This window comes from Sulfurospirillum diekertiae (genome assembly GCF_002162315.1).
GTDB lineage: Bacteria > Campylobacterota > Campylobacteria > Campylobacterales > Sulfurospirillaceae > Sulfurospirillum.
In genome coordinates this window covers 2,572,859-2,587,580 of sequence record NZ_CP021416.1, presented here as the reverse complement: position 1 = coordinate 2,587,580, position 14,722 = coordinate 2,572,859, and the positions used below count along the sequence as shown (strand labels likewise).

The window sequence follows — 14,722 nt, the reverse complement described above, 5'->3', positions numbered from 1 at the left end:
CCATTACATGTAAATATAAAAATAGTTGGTATCGCCTTCATGTTTATAGGCAAGTTTCATGCCATGTAACCGAATGACGTGCCAGGTGATAAACAGACCAAACCCAAGACCACGGGAGCTTTTTTGTTTTTTACCTTCTAAAAAATAAGGCTCTGCATAACGCTCTAATGAGAACTCTAGAGCAGGCCCTTTGTTGGAAATGGTGATACTTTTAGCATCATTACACAAGAATACATGATGATCGGTAGAGTAATTAACGCCGTTGTCTAAAAGGTTTTTGAGTGCCACACCAAAAAGCTCAAAATCGACATGGAGCTCAGCAGGAGTGAGCTTACAGGTAATACTCTCTTGTTTATCATCTAAAATATCAAGGGCAAAGTCTACTACATCTTCAATGTGATAGTGCTTGATTTCCAGCTTAAGTTCATCGGCACTCAATTTTTCAATGCGCGAGAACTCTTCTAAGAGCGCTTCTTGGCGCTTGAAAACGTTTTGCAATATCTTGGTATAGGTGGCATCTTCGATCATTTCAGCGGCAAGTTTCCCCTTCGTAATCGGTGTTTTCAGTTCGTGCATAATATTGCGCAAAAAGAGTTGCCTTGAATCGCGTAATGCTTTGATTTTGATGACAGCGCTGTCAAATTCATTGGCAAGAGCAGCGATTTCATCTTTTTTCGTACTTTTACATGTAATGTCATAATCACCATTGGCAAAGTATTTGATCTTCTCTCTGAGTGTTTTAAGGGGAAGAATACTTCGAATAATGCCAATGTAAAGGAAAATCACAAAGGCAAAGGTTAAAAACGGAAAAAGAATTTGAGGAAACACCTCTTTTTCAAAAGGCACTTCTAAGATCACAGGCTCATCGTTCCTTTTTTGTAAAATAGCATAGATATGAATGCCATAGGGAATGACATCCAATGCAAATCGCATCTTCTCTTCCATCTGTCTTATCGGAAAAGGACGAGGTGGTTTAGGCAAGGAGAGAAGCTTCTCTCGAAGTTTTTTATCTTCAACAAGAATAAAACCCATTTCATCAAGCTTACTAAAATCAAGTTGTTTGGTGAAAGGGTCAACAGATGAACGCACAGCAAGATGCGAATAATCGTGCATACGCCTTAGGTTGGTCTCTCGCTCATGCATGGTGAGTGAAAAAAAAGATAGCACCAATCCCGATAAGCGCGAGTGCAAAGATAAGTGTAATACGTGTAATAATTGAATGATACCATCTCATGCTTGAAGCCTATAGCCGATGCCCCGTACGGAGTGAATGAAATGAGGTTCTTTAGAGCTTTCTCCTAGTTTGGTTCTAATGCGACTAATAAGGACATCAAGACTTCTGCTTTCGTTATCTTCATTCAGACTAAGTGTGCTATTTAACAGTTCCGTTCGAGAAACAACGCAGTTATTTTTTTTGATGAGGTGTCCTAATACATCATATTCAGCAGGGGTTAGTGTAAGAGGGGCGTTGTTAAATAAAATAGTATGACTCTCTTCTTTAAGGATAAGAGCGGATGTTGAGACTTCTTCTGCTGTGGAGTGACTTTTTTTGTAGCGTCTCAGTACACTCATAATGCGTGCATAAAGCTCTTTAGGCTCATAAGGTTTGGGTAAATAATCATCCGCTCCGAGCTCTAGACCTACGATTTTATCTTCCAAATCGCTTCTAGCAGAGGAGATGATAATAGGAATATCACTTTTAGAACGGACTTCTTTGCAAATTTCTAATCCATCCATACCTGGCAGGGAAAGGTCTAAAATCAGCAGGTCATATTTGGTGAGGCTTAAGGCGCTAATGCCTAGATACGGGTCTTCATAGTTGGTCACGATGATGTTGTAGCGTTTTAAAAAATTGCATAAAATTTCTGCGAGTTCGACATCATCTTCAATCATCAAAAGGTTGGGTTGCATGGTTTTGTCCTATCGTGATTTTATAGGGGCATGTATCAAAAGTCTTTGCAATGCCAAAACAGTTGGCTGGAGACGACCTCTGCCCAAAATCTTGTCAAATAATACACTTACTCTTTGAACGGTTTGTTAATACCAAAGCCACAGAGTAATTTTTCATTTTCGCTTTCAATACCAAATTTATAAAGATGAAAATAACTTTTGGTTCCCTCTGCAGTTGGTAAGCTAATATCGTGTGTCACAATCCCTTCATAAAGAGAAAGGCGATCCGTTTCGGCAATTTCTTCGGCAGTATGAGAGTCAAAAATATCGGCGGCATTTCTATTTTTCCATGTTTTAAAGCCGATAAATTTTTGATACGCTTGGTTCATATAAAGATACTTCCCTTGCGAATTTTTTATAAAGGCTGGAGCGGGAATATGTTCTACAAAAGCGATAAATCGTTCGTGTTCTATAGCTTCTTGAGCGGCACTGGCTTTTTGTTGGCTTATATCACGAATAATCCCAACCATACGGATATTGCGATCATTTTTGCCACGAATGACGCGACCTCGAACCTTCACCCAACGAAGAGGCTCACTTTGACGAATGCGATGATCAACCATGAAATATTCGCTATGACCATCAAGATGTGCTTTAAGGCGTTCATTGACCAGAGCCATATCTTTAGAATGGACTAAATTAAGCCATGAGGAGAGTGTTGAAGGGGTTTCAGTCTCATTATACCCCATGAGCTGTTTCCACTTTTGAGAGTAAAAGACATCATCGCTTTTCATATCCCAATCCCAAAAAGCTTCATCACTTCCTTCAAGGGCAAGTTCTAATCTTTCTTTTTGCGTTAAGAGGAGCTCTTTGCTTTTATGAAGCGCTGATATGTCAACTATCAGCGCTGTAAAGCCTATAATATTATTTTGTTCATCAAAGAGGGTTGTCATATGAACGGTTGTTTGCTTCGGTATATTGTTGTCAAACGTGAGTAAAAGAGGGTGCTCACCTTTTTTTGGAAGCGTACTAATATGATCTATGGTTGCTTTAAAAAAAGTTCCAAACGCTTTTTCAAACGCTTTATTGTAATAAAGTCTATTCTCTTTTTTGTAAAGAAAGGGTATAGGAATCGATTGAAAAATATCATCGAAAGAAGTAATATTTTGAGGGGTTGTTTGTTTTTTTTGGTTTTGAAGAAGTATAAACAGAGTTATGGTAGAAGCCAGTAACACACCAATGCACGCAAAAAGGACGATCTCTGTCATACGAACCTCTTTAACATAAAGTTATCCCGCCCTTACGAGCGGGATAGAAAGGCGAAGACTATTTTAAAAGCTCTTTCTCTTTAACGATAAATGGGACGCCTTTGATGCCAGCACCAAAGTATTTGTTTTTAAGTTCATCAATGTGAGCGACTTCAGCATCGCTAACTTTTTGATCAAATTTGACGTTTTCATCGTAGTATTTTTTCAAGATTTTAATTTTTTCAGCATCGGTTTTAGCTTTAGCGGTTTCAGTGTAGATAACGGCTGCTTTTTCAAGAGAGCTTCGCTCATGAACCGGTGTAAAAATCAACTTAAGGTTATTGGTTGTAAGTCTTTGTTCGATTTGAGCAAGTTCTTGTCTGCAGTAAGGGCATTCAGGATCGGTAAAAACTACCAATGTATCTTTTTTAGGGTCATTGCCTAAAGAGATGACATTTTTCTTTTCCTCTTTTTTGTAGATTGCTGAAAGCTTTTTCTGAAGCTCTGCCATCTCCATCATCTCTTTGATGCTTCCACCTTGTTTGATGCTGATAACATCAGGGAAAATCAAATCATCTTTGGTAAAGATGCTGAGTTTTTGTGAACGTGTTCCATCGGTAAGATTTAGAGTCACGAAATCCATGCCATCAATGCCATCAACGCTTTTGCGTGAGACAACTTCAATGGTAATATTGGGTACTTGAATCGTTGATTTAAAGTGTTCAACAATCTGTGCGTCTGTTGCGGCAAAAAGTGTGCTAGAAAGAAGCGCAACTAACCATAAAATGTGTTTTTTCATTCATTTTCCTTATAAGTTACAGAAACTAATCTGCATGAAATGTTAGGTATTATACAATAAAACCAATCATAGTTTGTTAATGAAAGGTCAACGAATGCCAGAGAATGCCGATAAAATGGCACTTATAGAAGAAATCGAAAAATTGATAGAATCTGATCCAAACGCTCCAATTTCTTCATTTTCAATGTTAGAGTTCTTAGAATTAGAGGATTTAGTCTCGGTACGCGAAACGCTTTTACGCTCCAAAATGAACCGTTCTTCTGAAAATGACGTATGGTTTGATGAACTCTGTAAAAAGTAGTTACACTCTTTACATGTAAAGGTCACTTATGGATAAAAAATGGGCTTATTTAAACGACATTGAAGGGTGTGAAGTCATAGGTCTTTATACAATGCATGCGCTCATTGAAATTGTTTATCTCAAAGAGGGGAAACCTAAAAGTCTCACCATTAATTTTCATGTTGCAGGTGGTTCTTTGGGTTATTTTGAGTTTTTCAAGTTCGATACCATTCCTCTTCCGCCTGCAAAAACGCCTTATTCTCCTAGTGAAATGTTCACAAAGATTTTACATGTAAACCTTTATGCCACTGTTGGCGAGCATGAGCGTTTTGAGGAGTTGGAGTTTGTCTGCGAGGAGGGCAGTTATCTGTTTTTCTACAGCGAGGATGAAGAAGAGGCGCACTATGCCAAAATCGAAAAAGGCAAAAAGCCCTCTTTACCTCAGGTCAAACGCATGAATGAGACTTTACCGAAAGAGCTTTTTAGTGTGGAATTTTTCAAGGAAAATCTTGCTTTTGCCCTTCTTGCACATGGTGAGCAAAAGACGCCACACGGCTTGCCTTACTCAATGCATCTTTTAAGTGTTGCCAGTGAAGTCATTAACGCTCTTTACATGGAGCCACTGAGTTTCGATGAAAACAATGTTGCCATTGCTTGTGCACTTTTGCATGATGTTAATGAAGATACAACCACCCAAATCACCAAAGAGAGCTCTTTAGCAGGGAATAGTGAAGTGATCGCTAAAGGGGTACAAGCGCTTACCAAAGATAAAACGCTCCCTTCTAAAGAGGTGCAGATGCAAGACAGTCTTGAGCGGCTTAAAAAACGTCAAAACTGCGTAGCACTGGTCAAACTTGCCGATCGTATTACCAATTTGGGTGTACCTCCCAAACACTGGGATGAAGCGAAAAAACGAAAGTATCTTGAAGAGGCAAAGATGATTTTGAGTGAACTTGGCTATGCCCATCACTATTTAGCCCTCAAACTGCATGAAAAAATTGAAGCGTATGAGCGTTACATGTAACGCTTTGGAACGAAGTATGCTTAGGTTGTCAATATCACAACAAAAGGATGGGTCATGCGTGTATGGATAAATTACATCAAATACACCCCTGAGGTCGTCGCCTTTGTCGCAACCTGTGTTGTTCTAGCGCGATAATTTACCAAGGGCAATCGTATAAAAAAGGGAGTAAAACCCCTTTTTTATGCGTGTTAATATTTTTTCCCCTCACATGGAATTAACTCTTTTTCGCTCACATCTTCCACTAAGGCTTTCATGCTTTTGATCGTAAAGAGTTTAAGGTCATCACCTTTCAGTGCTTTGAGTTCAGAAGTAAACCCACTTTTGGAGAGAATCACAAACAGATCAGGCTCAAAATCTGCTTTGGCACATTGCTCTTTAAGTTTGGTAAGTTCGGTTTTTTTCACTTTAGTATTTTTGTATTTGGTACTTCCTGCGATGAGTTTTCCTGATTGTGTTTTAGCCAGAATATCAATTTCAGCGTTTTTATCCCAATAACTTCCCACCTCTACGATAGGATCTTCGATCATTATTTTACGCAAAAGCTCAAATGAGAGTTTTTTAAAGATGAGTTCATAAAATTCTTGTTCGCGAGAGGCAAATGATTTTTCAACTTCACTGTAATCGCCCTCTTTGATCGTCTTATAAAACGGGGAGACAAAGGCAAACCAAAAGCGCATAAAAGGGGTCATAAAACTTAGTTTATCGGAGTTATCATCATCGGCATTGACAGGACGTTCCAGCGAATACTCGAAACGAATCAGTGCGCTGTCCAAAAGTGTATCAAGCGCTGATTCACCTTCTTCTCGGCTAATGTGGGCTCGCTTAAAGGTTGAATGCACTCGACGATCGCCCGTTGCCATAGCGCTTAAAAGTGTATGGCTGAGTTTGTTGCTGAAGGTTATTTTGGCAATGTCGCTATGAATATAAGGATAATTTTTGAAAATCTTAGTCTCAATAAGCTCTAAAAGAGGCTTGTGCATGTCCACTTTCCAGCTTGTTCCTCCAAATACAGAAAAATACTCAATGGCTTTTTCCATATCATCGACATGATTTTGGAGACAAAAAGAGCGAAATTGGTGTAAAAGAGTTGGATGTTTTGGCATGAAAAGAGACCTTTGTATTGTTTTTTAGCAATTATACACGAATAAAGGGATTTTCAAAGGAGCAGAAAAAGGAGCGCCGCAAAGATATCTTTGCGACACTCAAGAGCGTTTGGTTATTTAGCGTGGCTTCCGTCACAAAATGGTGCATTAGCACTTTTTTTACAGGCGCAAAGATAATACTCTTTTGCCTCGGTGACCGTGAATGCTTTAGGTGTAAAACCTGAGCCTTTATGGCTACCATCGCATAAAACAGTCGTAGCACTTTTACCACAGGTGCAGAAGTGGTACTCTTTATTGGCTTCTAGTGACATTTTAACAGGTGACATTTTTCTTCCTTCAATCATTTAGTGCATTGGCACATCAAAGACTAAAACCCAAGCGGGTTTCAACGCTTTTATCTCATAAGCTTTACTTTCGGTAATTTGTACTTCATCTCTTTTTTCAAGTACAACACCATCGATTTCAATGCTTCCTTCGACAACGAATACGAGTTTACCACGATTTGGAGTAGAAGATGCTAAGGAAATTGTTTTACCTTCCTCTAACTCAGTGGTGACGATAAACGCCTCTTGTTTGATCGCAATGGAGTTCTCTCTTCCATCAGGAGAAACCAGCGTAACCCATTGATTATTTTTGGTGACATCTCTAAAATCACGTTGGTTGTAAAGGGGTTTCCCGCCTTTTTGATTCGGGTGTATCCAAATTTGGAACAGAGCTGTCGTTTCATCTTTTGAGGCAAATTCGGAGTGGTACACCCCTTCGCCTGCGCTCATATACTGAATTTCACCCGCATGAACTTCACCATGATTGCCAAAAGAGTCTTTGTGAATCAAAACTCCCTGGGTCACGATAGAGATAATCTCCATATCACGATGCTGGTGCATCCCAAAGCCTTCGCCTTTTTCGATAATATCATCGTTAATGACGCGAAGTGCGCCAAAGCCCATACGTTCTTTGTTGTAATATTCCGCAAAGGAGAAGCTAAAATGGCTGTGAAGCCAACCATGTTCCGCAACACCTCTTTGGTTTGCTTTATGAATTGAAAATGCCATTGTTTTCTCCTTTACATGTAAAACATTATTTTTGCAAAATTCCCTCTAGGGCTACGTCGATTTTAACCTCTTCACCCACGATCACGCCGCCAGTCTCAAGCGCTTTGTTCCATGAGATACCAAAGTCTGAACGATTGATTTTACCGCTAAGACCCAGTCCTACACGTTTGTTACCGTATAAATCCGTTGCAGCACCGCCGTTTTCAAAAGCTAACACAACAGGTTTTGTCACACCTTTCATTGTCAATTTTCCATACGCTTTATCGCCTTTCACTTCATCAAGGACAAAGGTAATGGTTGGATACTTTGCAACATCAAAAAGATCCGCTGAGCGTAAGTGCTCATCTCTGTCTTTAATACCTGTATCGATGGTGGCAGCTTGAATCGTTCCGTTTAAAGATTTAAGCGTTTTGGTTGCTTCATCGTATACAAAACTTCCGTTGAATGTTGAAAAATTTCCTTTTACGGTTGAAATCATGGCGTGTTTAACACTAAAATCTGCACTAGAATGCATAGGATCAACGTTATAGTTTCCGGCAAATAGGGCAGTTCCTGCCAACAAAGAAGATGCGAGTAATGTTTTAATTTTCATAATAGTTCCTTTTTTACTAATTAGTAATATATGAGCAAAAAAATGCGAGCTTACACGAAGCCTATTGCGCTTTTTGCAATTTACGTAACAGATCGTACAATGCGATCAACTCTTCATCGCTCAACACGTCAAAATAGCTTTGCAGGTTGCTTGCATGCTGGGGAAACATTCCTCCGATGAGTTCTTTTCCTTTTTCCGTAATGCTGACAATGCGTACACGGCTATCTTCAGGTGAAGGCAGTGTGTTAATAAGGCCATCTCGTATGAGATTTTTCACCACCACAGTGACATTGCCAGGGGTGCTTTCAATCAATTTTGTGATTGCACCTATGTTCAAATCGCCACGATGGTAAAGGACTTCTAAGACTTCAAATTGATTCATGCTAAGACCTGATGCGTTGATATACTTCAACTCTTTGGCACGGATTTTCTGAAATGCACGGAGGATTTGAATCCATGTTTGCATACTTCTATCGGTGCGTTCACCATAGCTTTTCACATTTGATCTCAGTTTCATCTTTTTCCTTCCTTTGCCGAAATTATATTACTAATTAGTAATAATGTCAAGAGTAAAATGAATTTTTTCTTCAAAAAGAACAAAAATGTCATTTTGATCTGAAATAAGAACTGAATTTGCAGGAATTGTTATATAATTTCGCCGCATTTTACAAAGTAAAAGGCATTAGGAGAAAGTATGGAAGAAAAAAATAACGAAAAATGCAATGAAAATATCTCAAGTAAAGTGTTCGCATTCAATGAATTTTTAGAGGGTAAAGTAGAAAAATTACTGCTCAATGTTCTTAATATTGCGCGTTATGTCTTTATTATTATGATGATTGTCTATTTGGGGCAGTGTCTTATCAGCCTTGGCTATAAGATGATTTCCTTTACCATCTCACAAGGTGCGCTTGATTTTAGCTCAATTAAGATCATTTTGACCGATGGCTTGTTTATCTTGATTGTTTTGGCGATTGTCAAAACGCTCTTTATCCAAGATGGCTTTGACTATGCCGTGACCTTTCTTGAAATTTCGTTTGTCGTGTTGGTACGAAAGCTCATCTTACTAGAGACAGACCCTTCTGAAACACTGCTTTTACTCGTGTTAGGCGTCACTTCGGCACTCTTTTTTATCTTAATTGTCTACATTAAAGGGATGAAACATAAGTGGGAGAGAGAAAAGTGCGAAAAATGTATTAAAGCAGGAGAAAAATAAAACAAAAGAAGCTTTACATGTAAAGCTTCTCAATAGTATTGCGAGGGTAAAAATCTCTTAATTTTACCCCAACACTCTTCTGTTTCCCTCTTTTTTTACATCATCAAAATTATCGAGGTAGTCAAGATAAGCGACTAGGTATTTACGGCTGATATCGAAGTGCTCTTTAAAGGCTTTGATATCGACACCGTTTTCCTTGCGCATAATGTCTCTTAGATGCGCCATCATGGCACTTAATGCGATGGTGGTGACAAAGAGGTTATGCTCTAAGCGTACGACCTTTTTAGCACGTGTGAGGCTTTTGAGTGCGTCATCGCCCATCTTGCGGTCAAGATCGAGCTTATCGTAGATGTTGTAGGGAGCATCGGGTGTAAATTCGGCTGTGAGCAAGGTGTTATAGAGTTTATCTTCAATGAGTGTTTCGATATTGGCAATATCAATTTGTGCATTTTTGTAGATGCCACCCACAAAATCAAGCAACCCTTCATCGCAAAGATTTTGCAAAACACTTTCCACCAAAGCGACACTCGCCCATTTAAGTTTCAAAGAGAGCGAGTTTGCGGAGAGGAGGGCATACGCATTTTTAGCGTAAATGGCTTGAACGATGCGTCCCAACTCTTCTTGCATCGTTATAGGGTAGAGCACTAAGCCCTTTTCATCGACAAAAACATCACTCATCTCATTGGCGATCCCTTTGGCTTCTTCATGGTTTAGCCCAAAGCGTTGGTTAGAGGAGATGAGTCCAAAACCGTGCTTGTGCATTTCGACTAAAATGGTAAATGTCGTTTTAAAATCTTTGGTATCGAGTGCTTTAAGAAGCTCTAGTTTGACCTTTTTTTTCATAGGGTCATTGATGGGATTGAGCACACGCCCACCACCAATGGTACGTCCACTGGAACAGATGATAAACGGCTCATCATGGACTAAAAAGAGTTTATGGTTAAATTGCAGTTTAGCATAACCTTTGTCCGCTTTATCGTCATGTTCGTAAAACAAAATACGCGCTTCCACTTGTTTCGTACCCACGTACAAAATGACTTTGGCATTGTGTTTTAGCGTATGTCCACCGATACTCTCAACCCAGACATCAGCACAGTCTAATCCCCGAATAAATCCTTTTTTGCAGAGCAGTGCTCCTTTTTCAAAAGAGGTTTTTTGGGCGTTTTGAAGGTTGATCGCGGTTCTTTGAGAAGAGTAAGCACTCTCAACATCGTGGTCATGGACTTGAAGGTTACGGATGACAAACTCTTTCTCTAGTTCGGGTGCGAAGAGCTTTTCACCAACTTTAATGGTTCCATCAAGTACCGTTCCTGTCACAACCGTTCCAGCCCCCGCAATGGAGAAAGAGCGATCGACGTAGTAACGAAAGAGTCCATTACTTTTTTTAGGCGTTACGGGCAGTGCGAAAAGTGCGTCTTTGAGCTTTTGAATAGAGGAGGGCTCATAAATACTCACAGGGATAATTTCTACCAAATGAAGGTTTTTGAGGGATTTCAGATGCTCAGTAATTTCGTATTTTCGTTGTTCGAGAACCTCAGAAGTGGCAAGATCTTTCTTAGTGAGCGCAATGATAATATTTTTTACATGTAAAAGGTTTAAAATCTCTAAATGCTCTCTGGTTTGGGGCATAATGCCTTCATTGGCATCAAGCACCACCAAGCTTGCGTCAAATCCAAATGCTCCCGCGATCATGTTTTTTAAAAGCTTTTCATGCCCTGGAACGTCGATAAACGCAACGTTTTTGGTCTCATTTTGCATACTGGAAAAACTAAGGTTGATGGTGATGCCTCGACGTTTCTCCTCTTCTAAACTGTCACCCTCAAAGCCTGTAAGTGCTGTAATAAGGGCTGTTTTACCATGATCGACGTGTCCTGCGGTTCCAATGATGCTATATTCCATTACTGCTTGCCTACAATACTTTTGATGATTTCAATGAGTTTTTCTTCAATGCTTGGAAGAATGGTGCGAAAGTCGAGCAAAAATTGATCATTTTCAATACGCCCAATGACATGCTTCTCACGAAATTGTCTCTCCAAAGCAGTCGCTTTGCCTTTTACATGTAAAGCGATTGTGGGGAAGCGTCGGTTAGGCAGTGTACCTCCGCCCATATAGGTTTCACTATCTACAACTTCGCACGCATTTTCACCGATAATCTCTTTTACATGTAAAGCTCGCTGCTCCAAATCTTCAGTCGTTCGAAAGAGTAACCAAAGCGTCGGAATCTGCTCGTACTCTTCTCTCAAATAAGCTTTAATACTCTCTTCGAGCAAGCTCAGCGTGATTTTATCGACGCGAAGCATACGCAGCAGTTGGTTCTTTTTTAATTTTGCGATCAAATCAGCGCGCCCAGCAATAATGCCCGCTTGAACACTTCCAAAAAGCTTGTCACCGCTAAAGCTAATCAGTGAAGGATTACATGTAAGAATTTCGCTAAGGGAATGCTCGCGGTGACCCAAGTTATACGGTAATTTGGGAACATAGCCACTTCCAAGGTCATAATAGTCCAAAAGGTTATGATTGGATGCCAGTTGTTTGAGTGATTCGTACTCCACCGCTTCACTAAAGCCTTCGATAGAAAAGTTGGATTGATGCACTTTCATCAGCATGGCTGTATTTTCGTTAATGGCGTTGGCGTAGTCAGTGACTTTGGTTTTATTGGTGGCACCCACTTCATTTAAAATGGCGCCACTTTGTTTCATGACTTCAGGAATGCGAAAACTGCCACCGATTTCGACCAATTCGCCCCGAGAGACGACCACTTCTCTATTTTTAGCAAAGGTATTTAAGATGAGAAAGACGGCGGAAGCGTTGTTATTGACAACCAGTACATCTTCAACATTTAAAAGCTCTTTCAGATGACGGCTCACATGTTCATAACGCTCTCCGCGACTTCCCAATTCCACGTTATATTCTAAATTGGAGTAGTTGCAAATAACGTCGCTTGCACGATCCAGCAAGGTTTTAGAGATGAGGCTTCTGCCCATGTTGGTGTGTAAAATGACACCCGTGGCATTGATGAGAGGTTTGAGTGAAGGCTCAAAAAGGGCATCGTACGCTTTCTTGATCTCCTGCATTAAGGCTTCTTCATTAAAACTTTCGATCTCTTTGTGAATCAGTTGTTGACGTATTTCTTCGATTTTTGTTCGTGCAATTTTCATCATCAAGGTTGCATTACAGCCTTCAAATAAGGAGTGTGTAAGGCACTTGTCAACCTTAGGAAGGGTTCTTAAAGCATTCATGCGTTCTCCGGAAGCGGTAATTTAGTTTCATCAAAAAGATATTTTTTGTTTTGAATCTTCGTTAGAATCCCTTGGTCACTCAGTTGTTTAAAGAGTTTAATAACCGTAGGTTTACTCACATCAACTTGCTCCATGATCTCGCTATAGGAGTAGTTAAGAATGTTCTCATAGTCCAAGTTTTTAATGATAAATCGAATGATTTCCACTTGCTTGCTATCGGTGACAGCAGAGATGGTTTTAATGATATTGTAAGAACGCTCAATCTCTTTGGCTTGAATTTTGGGTAAAAGTACATCGTGCAAGGAATTTAAAAGTTCTTTGATATTGACGGGTTTGATGATGTAATTATCGACATGGAGTTTAATCGCATCAAGCAGATATTCTGTGTCGGTGAATGCGGTTGTTACAATGCAGGGAAGTTCAATTTCAAGGTCATATTTGAGTGTGCGCAAAAAATCAAGACCATTGCTGTATTTGAGGTGAATGTCGGCGACGATGACATCTATTTTTTCACTTTGTATAATTTTTAAAGCTTCGTCAATGGTTTGAACAGGGTATATTTTTTTCACAAAATCTTCAAGAACGGCTGTTGTGTGTTTGAGAAGATCAGCCTCGTCTTCAATGTAAAGAATCGTGAAGCTACCAAGTAATTCAAAATTGCGCTTGTTCATCGTCATCACCCTCATTTGTATTGATGTAATTTTTTGGTATTTCTATCGTAAACATCGTACACGCCCAAAAAAGTTTTGTTCCTAATTTATGGCGAATATTTTTACAGGTTATTTTACCATGCATATGTTTTTCGACCATCTGTTTGGACATATAAAGCCCAATGCCAGTGCCTACACTCTTGTGTTTAGTCGTAAAATAGGGGTCAAAAACTTTGGGTATTATATCACTTTTTATTCCACCACCATTATCAATAACATTGATATAAATACGCTCAGAATTTTGCTTGGCAATGATATGTATGATCTTGGCAGATTGGTCTGTTTTGGTTGCTAAAATATCTTTAGAATTGCCAATAAGGTTGAGCAAAACATGAATCAGTTCATTTTTAAAACCAAAGACTTCTAAATCATCTTTGATGAACAATTCAAGGGTAATCTCCTCACGCTCCAGTTGATATTTGGAGAGGTCAATCGCTTTTTGAATGACAGCATTGATACTAAACTCTTTTTTACTTTTGTTTGGGTTAAAGAAAGTGCGAAAATCTTCTAGGGTATCTGACATCGTAGAAGAGAGCAGTTGAGCGTCTTTAACGCGTGAAGCGATGAAGGTTTCATCGAGTTTTTTGGCAAAAAATTTGCTTTCAAAACTTTGGATAATCATCATCAAAGAACCCAGCGGTTGTCTCCATTGATGGGCAATGTTTTGCAGCATCTCCCCCAGACTTGCCAGTCTGGCCTGTTGGAACATAATGTTGTCTTTTTTACGGCTATTTTCGACTTCACGTCTGATGCGAAGTTCGAGCGAATCGTTGAGATCACGGAGCTCTTTGGTTTTAATCAAGACGTTCTCTTCAAGGTAGTTGTGTAGGTTTTTAAAATGGTTGATGATGATGAGAAGTACCATGGTGATAAAAAAGAAGATCATACCGATGAGAAGAATCAGCATCACTGTGCTGGTTTGAAAGAGGCTGTCATTGACCTGTTTTTCGGTGATGGACTGTTTTAGATGGGTAGTAATCAGGCTGGAGAGATAGATATTCAAAGAGTTGGTCTCTAAAAGAATATCGTCGATCAAAAAGCCAACTTGCTCATTTTTAGAGTATTTTAACAGTTCAAGCACAATATTGATTTTACTATCGATATTTTGCATTTTGACACTCACCTTTTCCACAATACCTTGCTGGAAAATCGTTTTTTCTGGAATGTCTGGCGTGACTAAAAAGAGGCTGAGCCATTTACTCGCATAATAAGGAAGTCCACCAATATGGCGATTGGTAGCGAATTGGTAGCTATTCCATTGTTTGTGGATGATCTGTTGACTCAGGTAAATGACTTCAATAGCATCATCATTGCTAATCTGCTTTTCACGTATGTCATGGAGTGTTTCAGCGATATTGACTCTGTAATTATCTTTAATCTCTTCCAAATCAAATTGAGGTTGGGTGTGTTTTTGAAACAGCGTTTCATAGTCGTATTTGAGTGCAAAAATAGAGACGAACATCAAAAAACCAATCGTCATCGTGCCACTTAAGATGATAAAGATGAGAATTTTCGTTTTATTGGAAAACTTGATCGTTTCTAATTTTTGGTTAATAAATTGAAAAAATGTCAT

16 protein-coding genes are annotated in these 14,722 nt (G+C 39.3%); 3 read left to right on the top strand and 13 right to left on the bottom strand.

The features are described from left to right. Positions 1–3: 3 nt before the first annotated feature. The 4 genes from Sdiek1_RS13255 to Sdiek1_RS13240 all read right to left on the bottom strand — a co-directional run bounded on the left by Sdiek1_RS13255 (position 4) and on the right by Sdiek1_RS13240 (position 3,936). On the bottom strand, positions 4–1,113 hold the full coding sequence (locus tag Sdiek1_RS13255) for an ArsS family sensor histidine kinase (protein WP_192866750.1): 1,110 nt from the start codon (positions 1,111–1,113) through the stop codon (positions 4–6). A 117-nt stretch (positions 1,114–1,230) separates the two neighbouring features. After that, on the bottom strand, positions 1,231–1,911 hold the full coding sequence (locus Sdiek1_RS13250) for a response regulator transcription factor (protein WP_087439534.1): 681 nt from the start codon (positions 1,909–1,911) through the stop codon (positions 1,231–1,233). A 107-nt stretch (positions 1,912–2,018) separates the two neighbouring features. Then, entirely contained in the window at positions 2,019–3,158 is a 1,140-nt protein-coding gene (locus tag Sdiek1_RS13245; protein ID WP_087439533.1) for a PAS domain-containing protein, read from the bottom strand. 58 nt (positions 3,159–3,216) lie between these two features. After that, positions 3,217–3,936, bottom strand: coding sequence for a thioredoxin domain-containing protein (locus Sdiek1_RS13240; RefSeq protein WP_087439532.1), 720 nt, complete (start codon positions 3,934–3,936; stop codon positions 3,217–3,219). A 94-nt stretch (positions 3,937–4,030) separates the two neighbouring features. On the opposite strand from Sdiek1_RS13240, the gene Sdiek1_RS13235 reads away from it, so the two are divergent. Both Sdiek1_RS13235 and Sdiek1_RS15035 read left to right on the top strand, forming a co-directional pair. Then, positions 4,031–4,237, top strand: a complete 207-nt coding sequence (locus tag Sdiek1_RS13235; protein WP_087439531.1) for a hypothetical protein — start codon at positions 4,031–4,033, stop codon at positions 4,235–4,237. A gap of 28 nt (positions 4,238–4,265) precedes the next feature. After that, on the top strand, positions 4,266–5,240 hold the full coding sequence (locus Sdiek1_RS15035; RefSeq protein ID WP_202819566.1) for an HD domain-containing protein: 975 nt from the start codon (positions 4,266–4,268) through the stop codon (positions 5,238–5,240). A gap of 188 nt (positions 5,241–5,428) precedes the next feature. Here the strand turns inward: Sdiek1_RS15035 and Sdiek1_RS13225 are convergent, their stop codons facing one another. The 5 genes from Sdiek1_RS13225 to Sdiek1_RS13205 form a co-directional block, all read right to left on the bottom strand. Next, entirely contained in the window at positions 5,429–6,343 is a 915-nt protein-coding gene (locus tag Sdiek1_RS13225) for a DUF234 domain-containing protein (RefSeq protein ID WP_087439530.1), read from the bottom strand. A 113-nt stretch (positions 6,344–6,456) separates the two neighbouring features. After that, positions 6,457–6,669 (bottom strand): CDGSH iron-sulfur domain-containing protein, encoded by a 213-nt coding sequence (locus Sdiek1_RS13220; protein ID WP_202819565.1) that lies wholly within the window; start codon positions 6,667–6,669, stop codon positions 6,457–6,459. A gap of 18 nt (positions 6,670–6,687) precedes the next feature. Beyond that, on the bottom strand, positions 6,688–7,395 hold the full coding sequence (locus Sdiek1_RS13215; RefSeq protein ID WP_087439528.1) for a pirin family protein: 708 nt from the start codon (positions 7,393–7,395) through the stop codon (positions 6,688–6,690). A 25-nt stretch (positions 7,396–7,420) separates the two neighbouring features. Further along, positions 7,421–7,987, bottom strand: coding sequence for a YceI family protein (locus tag Sdiek1_RS13210; protein WP_087439527.1), 567 nt, complete (start codon positions 7,985–7,987; stop codon positions 7,421–7,423). Between the two features lie 61 nt (positions 7,988–8,048). Next, positions 8,049–8,504, bottom strand: a complete 456-nt coding sequence (locus Sdiek1_RS13205; RefSeq protein ID WP_087439526.1) for a MarR family winged helix-turn-helix transcriptional regulator — start codon at positions 8,502–8,504, stop codon at positions 8,049–8,051. A 177-nt stretch (positions 8,505–8,681) separates the two neighbouring features. On the opposite strand from Sdiek1_RS13205, the gene Sdiek1_RS13200 reads away from it, so the two are divergent. Continuing rightward, positions 8,682–9,200, top strand: a complete 519-nt coding sequence (locus Sdiek1_RS13200) for a hypothetical protein (RefSeq protein WP_087439525.1) — start codon at positions 8,682–8,684, stop codon at positions 9,198–9,200. 63 nt (positions 9,201–9,263) lie between these two features. Here the strand turns inward: Sdiek1_RS13200 and selB are convergent, their stop codons facing one another. The 4 genes from selB to Sdiek1_RS13180 are packed head-to-tail and all read right to left on the bottom strand — an operon-like array spanning position 9,264 to position 14,722. Next, positions 9,264–11,099, bottom strand: a complete 1,836-nt coding sequence (gene selB / locus Sdiek1_RS13195; protein ID WP_087439524.1) for a selenocysteine-specific translation elongation factor — start codon at positions 11,097–11,099, stop codon at positions 9,264–9,266. After that, positions 11,099–12,439 (bottom strand): L-seryl-tRNA(Sec) selenium transferase, encoded by a 1,341-nt coding sequence (gene selA, locus Sdiek1_RS13190; RefSeq protein ID WP_087439523.1) that lies wholly within the window; start codon positions 12,437–12,439, stop codon positions 11,099–11,101. Before selA ends, selB begins: the two co-directional genes overlap by 1 nt. After that, the gene (locus Sdiek1_RS13185; RefSeq protein ID WP_087439522.1) at positions 12,436–13,110 is read right to left on the bottom strand and encodes a response regulator; all 675 of its coding nucleotides are present in this window, start codon (positions 13,108–13,110) and stop codon (positions 12,436–12,438) included. Before Sdiek1_RS13185 ends, selA begins: the two co-directional genes overlap by 4 nt. Next, positions 13,091–14,722 (bottom strand): sensor histidine kinase, encoded by a 1,632-nt coding sequence (locus Sdiek1_RS13180; protein ID WP_087439521.1) that lies wholly within the window; start codon positions 14,720–14,722, stop codon positions 13,091–13,093. Before Sdiek1_RS13180 ends, Sdiek1_RS13185 begins: the two co-directional genes overlap by 20 nt.

Bases quoted from the DNA above. Each gene is read 5' to 3' on its own strand.
- Sdiek1_RS13255 (WP_192866750.1), bottom strand. From the start codon at position 1,113: ATGCACGATTATTCGCATCTTGCTGTGCGTTCATCTGTTGACCCTTTC.
- Sdiek1_RS13250 (WP_087439534.1), bottom strand. From the start codon at position 1,911: ATGCAACCCAACCTTTTGATGATTGAAGATGATGTCGAACTCGCAGAA.
- Sdiek1_RS13245 (WP_087439533.1), bottom strand. From the start codon at position 3,158: ATGACAGAGATCGTCCTTTTTGCGTGCATTGGTGTGTTACTGGCTTCT.
- Sdiek1_RS13240 (WP_087439532.1), bottom strand. From the start codon at position 3,936: ATGAAAAAACACATTTTATGGTTAGTTGCGCTTCTTTCTAGCACACTT.
- Sdiek1_RS13235 (WP_087439531.1), top strand. From the start codon at position 4,031: ATGCCAGAGAATGCCGATAAAATGGCACTTATAGAAGAAATCGAAAAA.
- Sdiek1_RS15035 (WP_202819566.1), top strand. From the start codon at position 4,266: ATGGATAAAAAATGGGCTTATTTAAACGACATTGAAGGGTGTGAAGTC.
- Sdiek1_RS13225 (WP_087439530.1), bottom strand. From the start codon at position 6,343: ATGCCAAAACATCCAACTCTTTTACACCAATTTCGCTCTTTTTGTCTC.
- Sdiek1_RS13220 (WP_202819565.1), bottom strand. From the start codon at position 6,669: ATGTCACCTGTTAAAATGTCACTAGAAGCCAATAAAGAGTACCACTTC.
- Sdiek1_RS13215 (WP_087439528.1), bottom strand. From the start codon at position 7,395: ATGGCATTTTCAATTCATAAAGCAAACCAAAGAGGTGTTGCGGAACAT.
- Sdiek1_RS13210 (WP_087439527.1), bottom strand. From the start codon at position 7,987: ATGAAAATTAAAACATTACTCGCATCTTCTTTGTTGGCAGGAACTGCC.
- Sdiek1_RS13205 (WP_087439526.1), bottom strand. From the start codon at position 8,504: ATGAAACTGAGATCAAATGTGAAAAGCTATGGTGAACGCACCGATAGA.
- Sdiek1_RS13200 (WP_087439525.1), top strand. From the start codon at position 8,682: ATGGAAGAAAAAAATAACGAAAAATGCAATGAAAATATCTCAAGTAAA.
- selB (WP_087439524.1), bottom strand. From the start codon at position 11,099: ATGGAATATAGCATCATTGGAACCGCAGGACACGTCGATCATGGTAAA.
- selA (WP_087439523.1), bottom strand. From the start codon at position 12,439: ATGAATGCTTTAAGAACCCTTCCTAAGGTTGACAAGTGCCTTACACAC.
- Sdiek1_RS13185 (WP_087439522.1), bottom strand. From the start codon at position 13,110: ATGAACAAGCGCAATTTTGAATTACTTGGTAGCTTCACGATTCTTTAC.
- Sdiek1_RS13180 (WP_087439521.1), bottom strand. From the start codon at position 14,722: ATGACATTTTTTCAATTTATTAACCAAAAATTAGAAACGATCAAGTTT.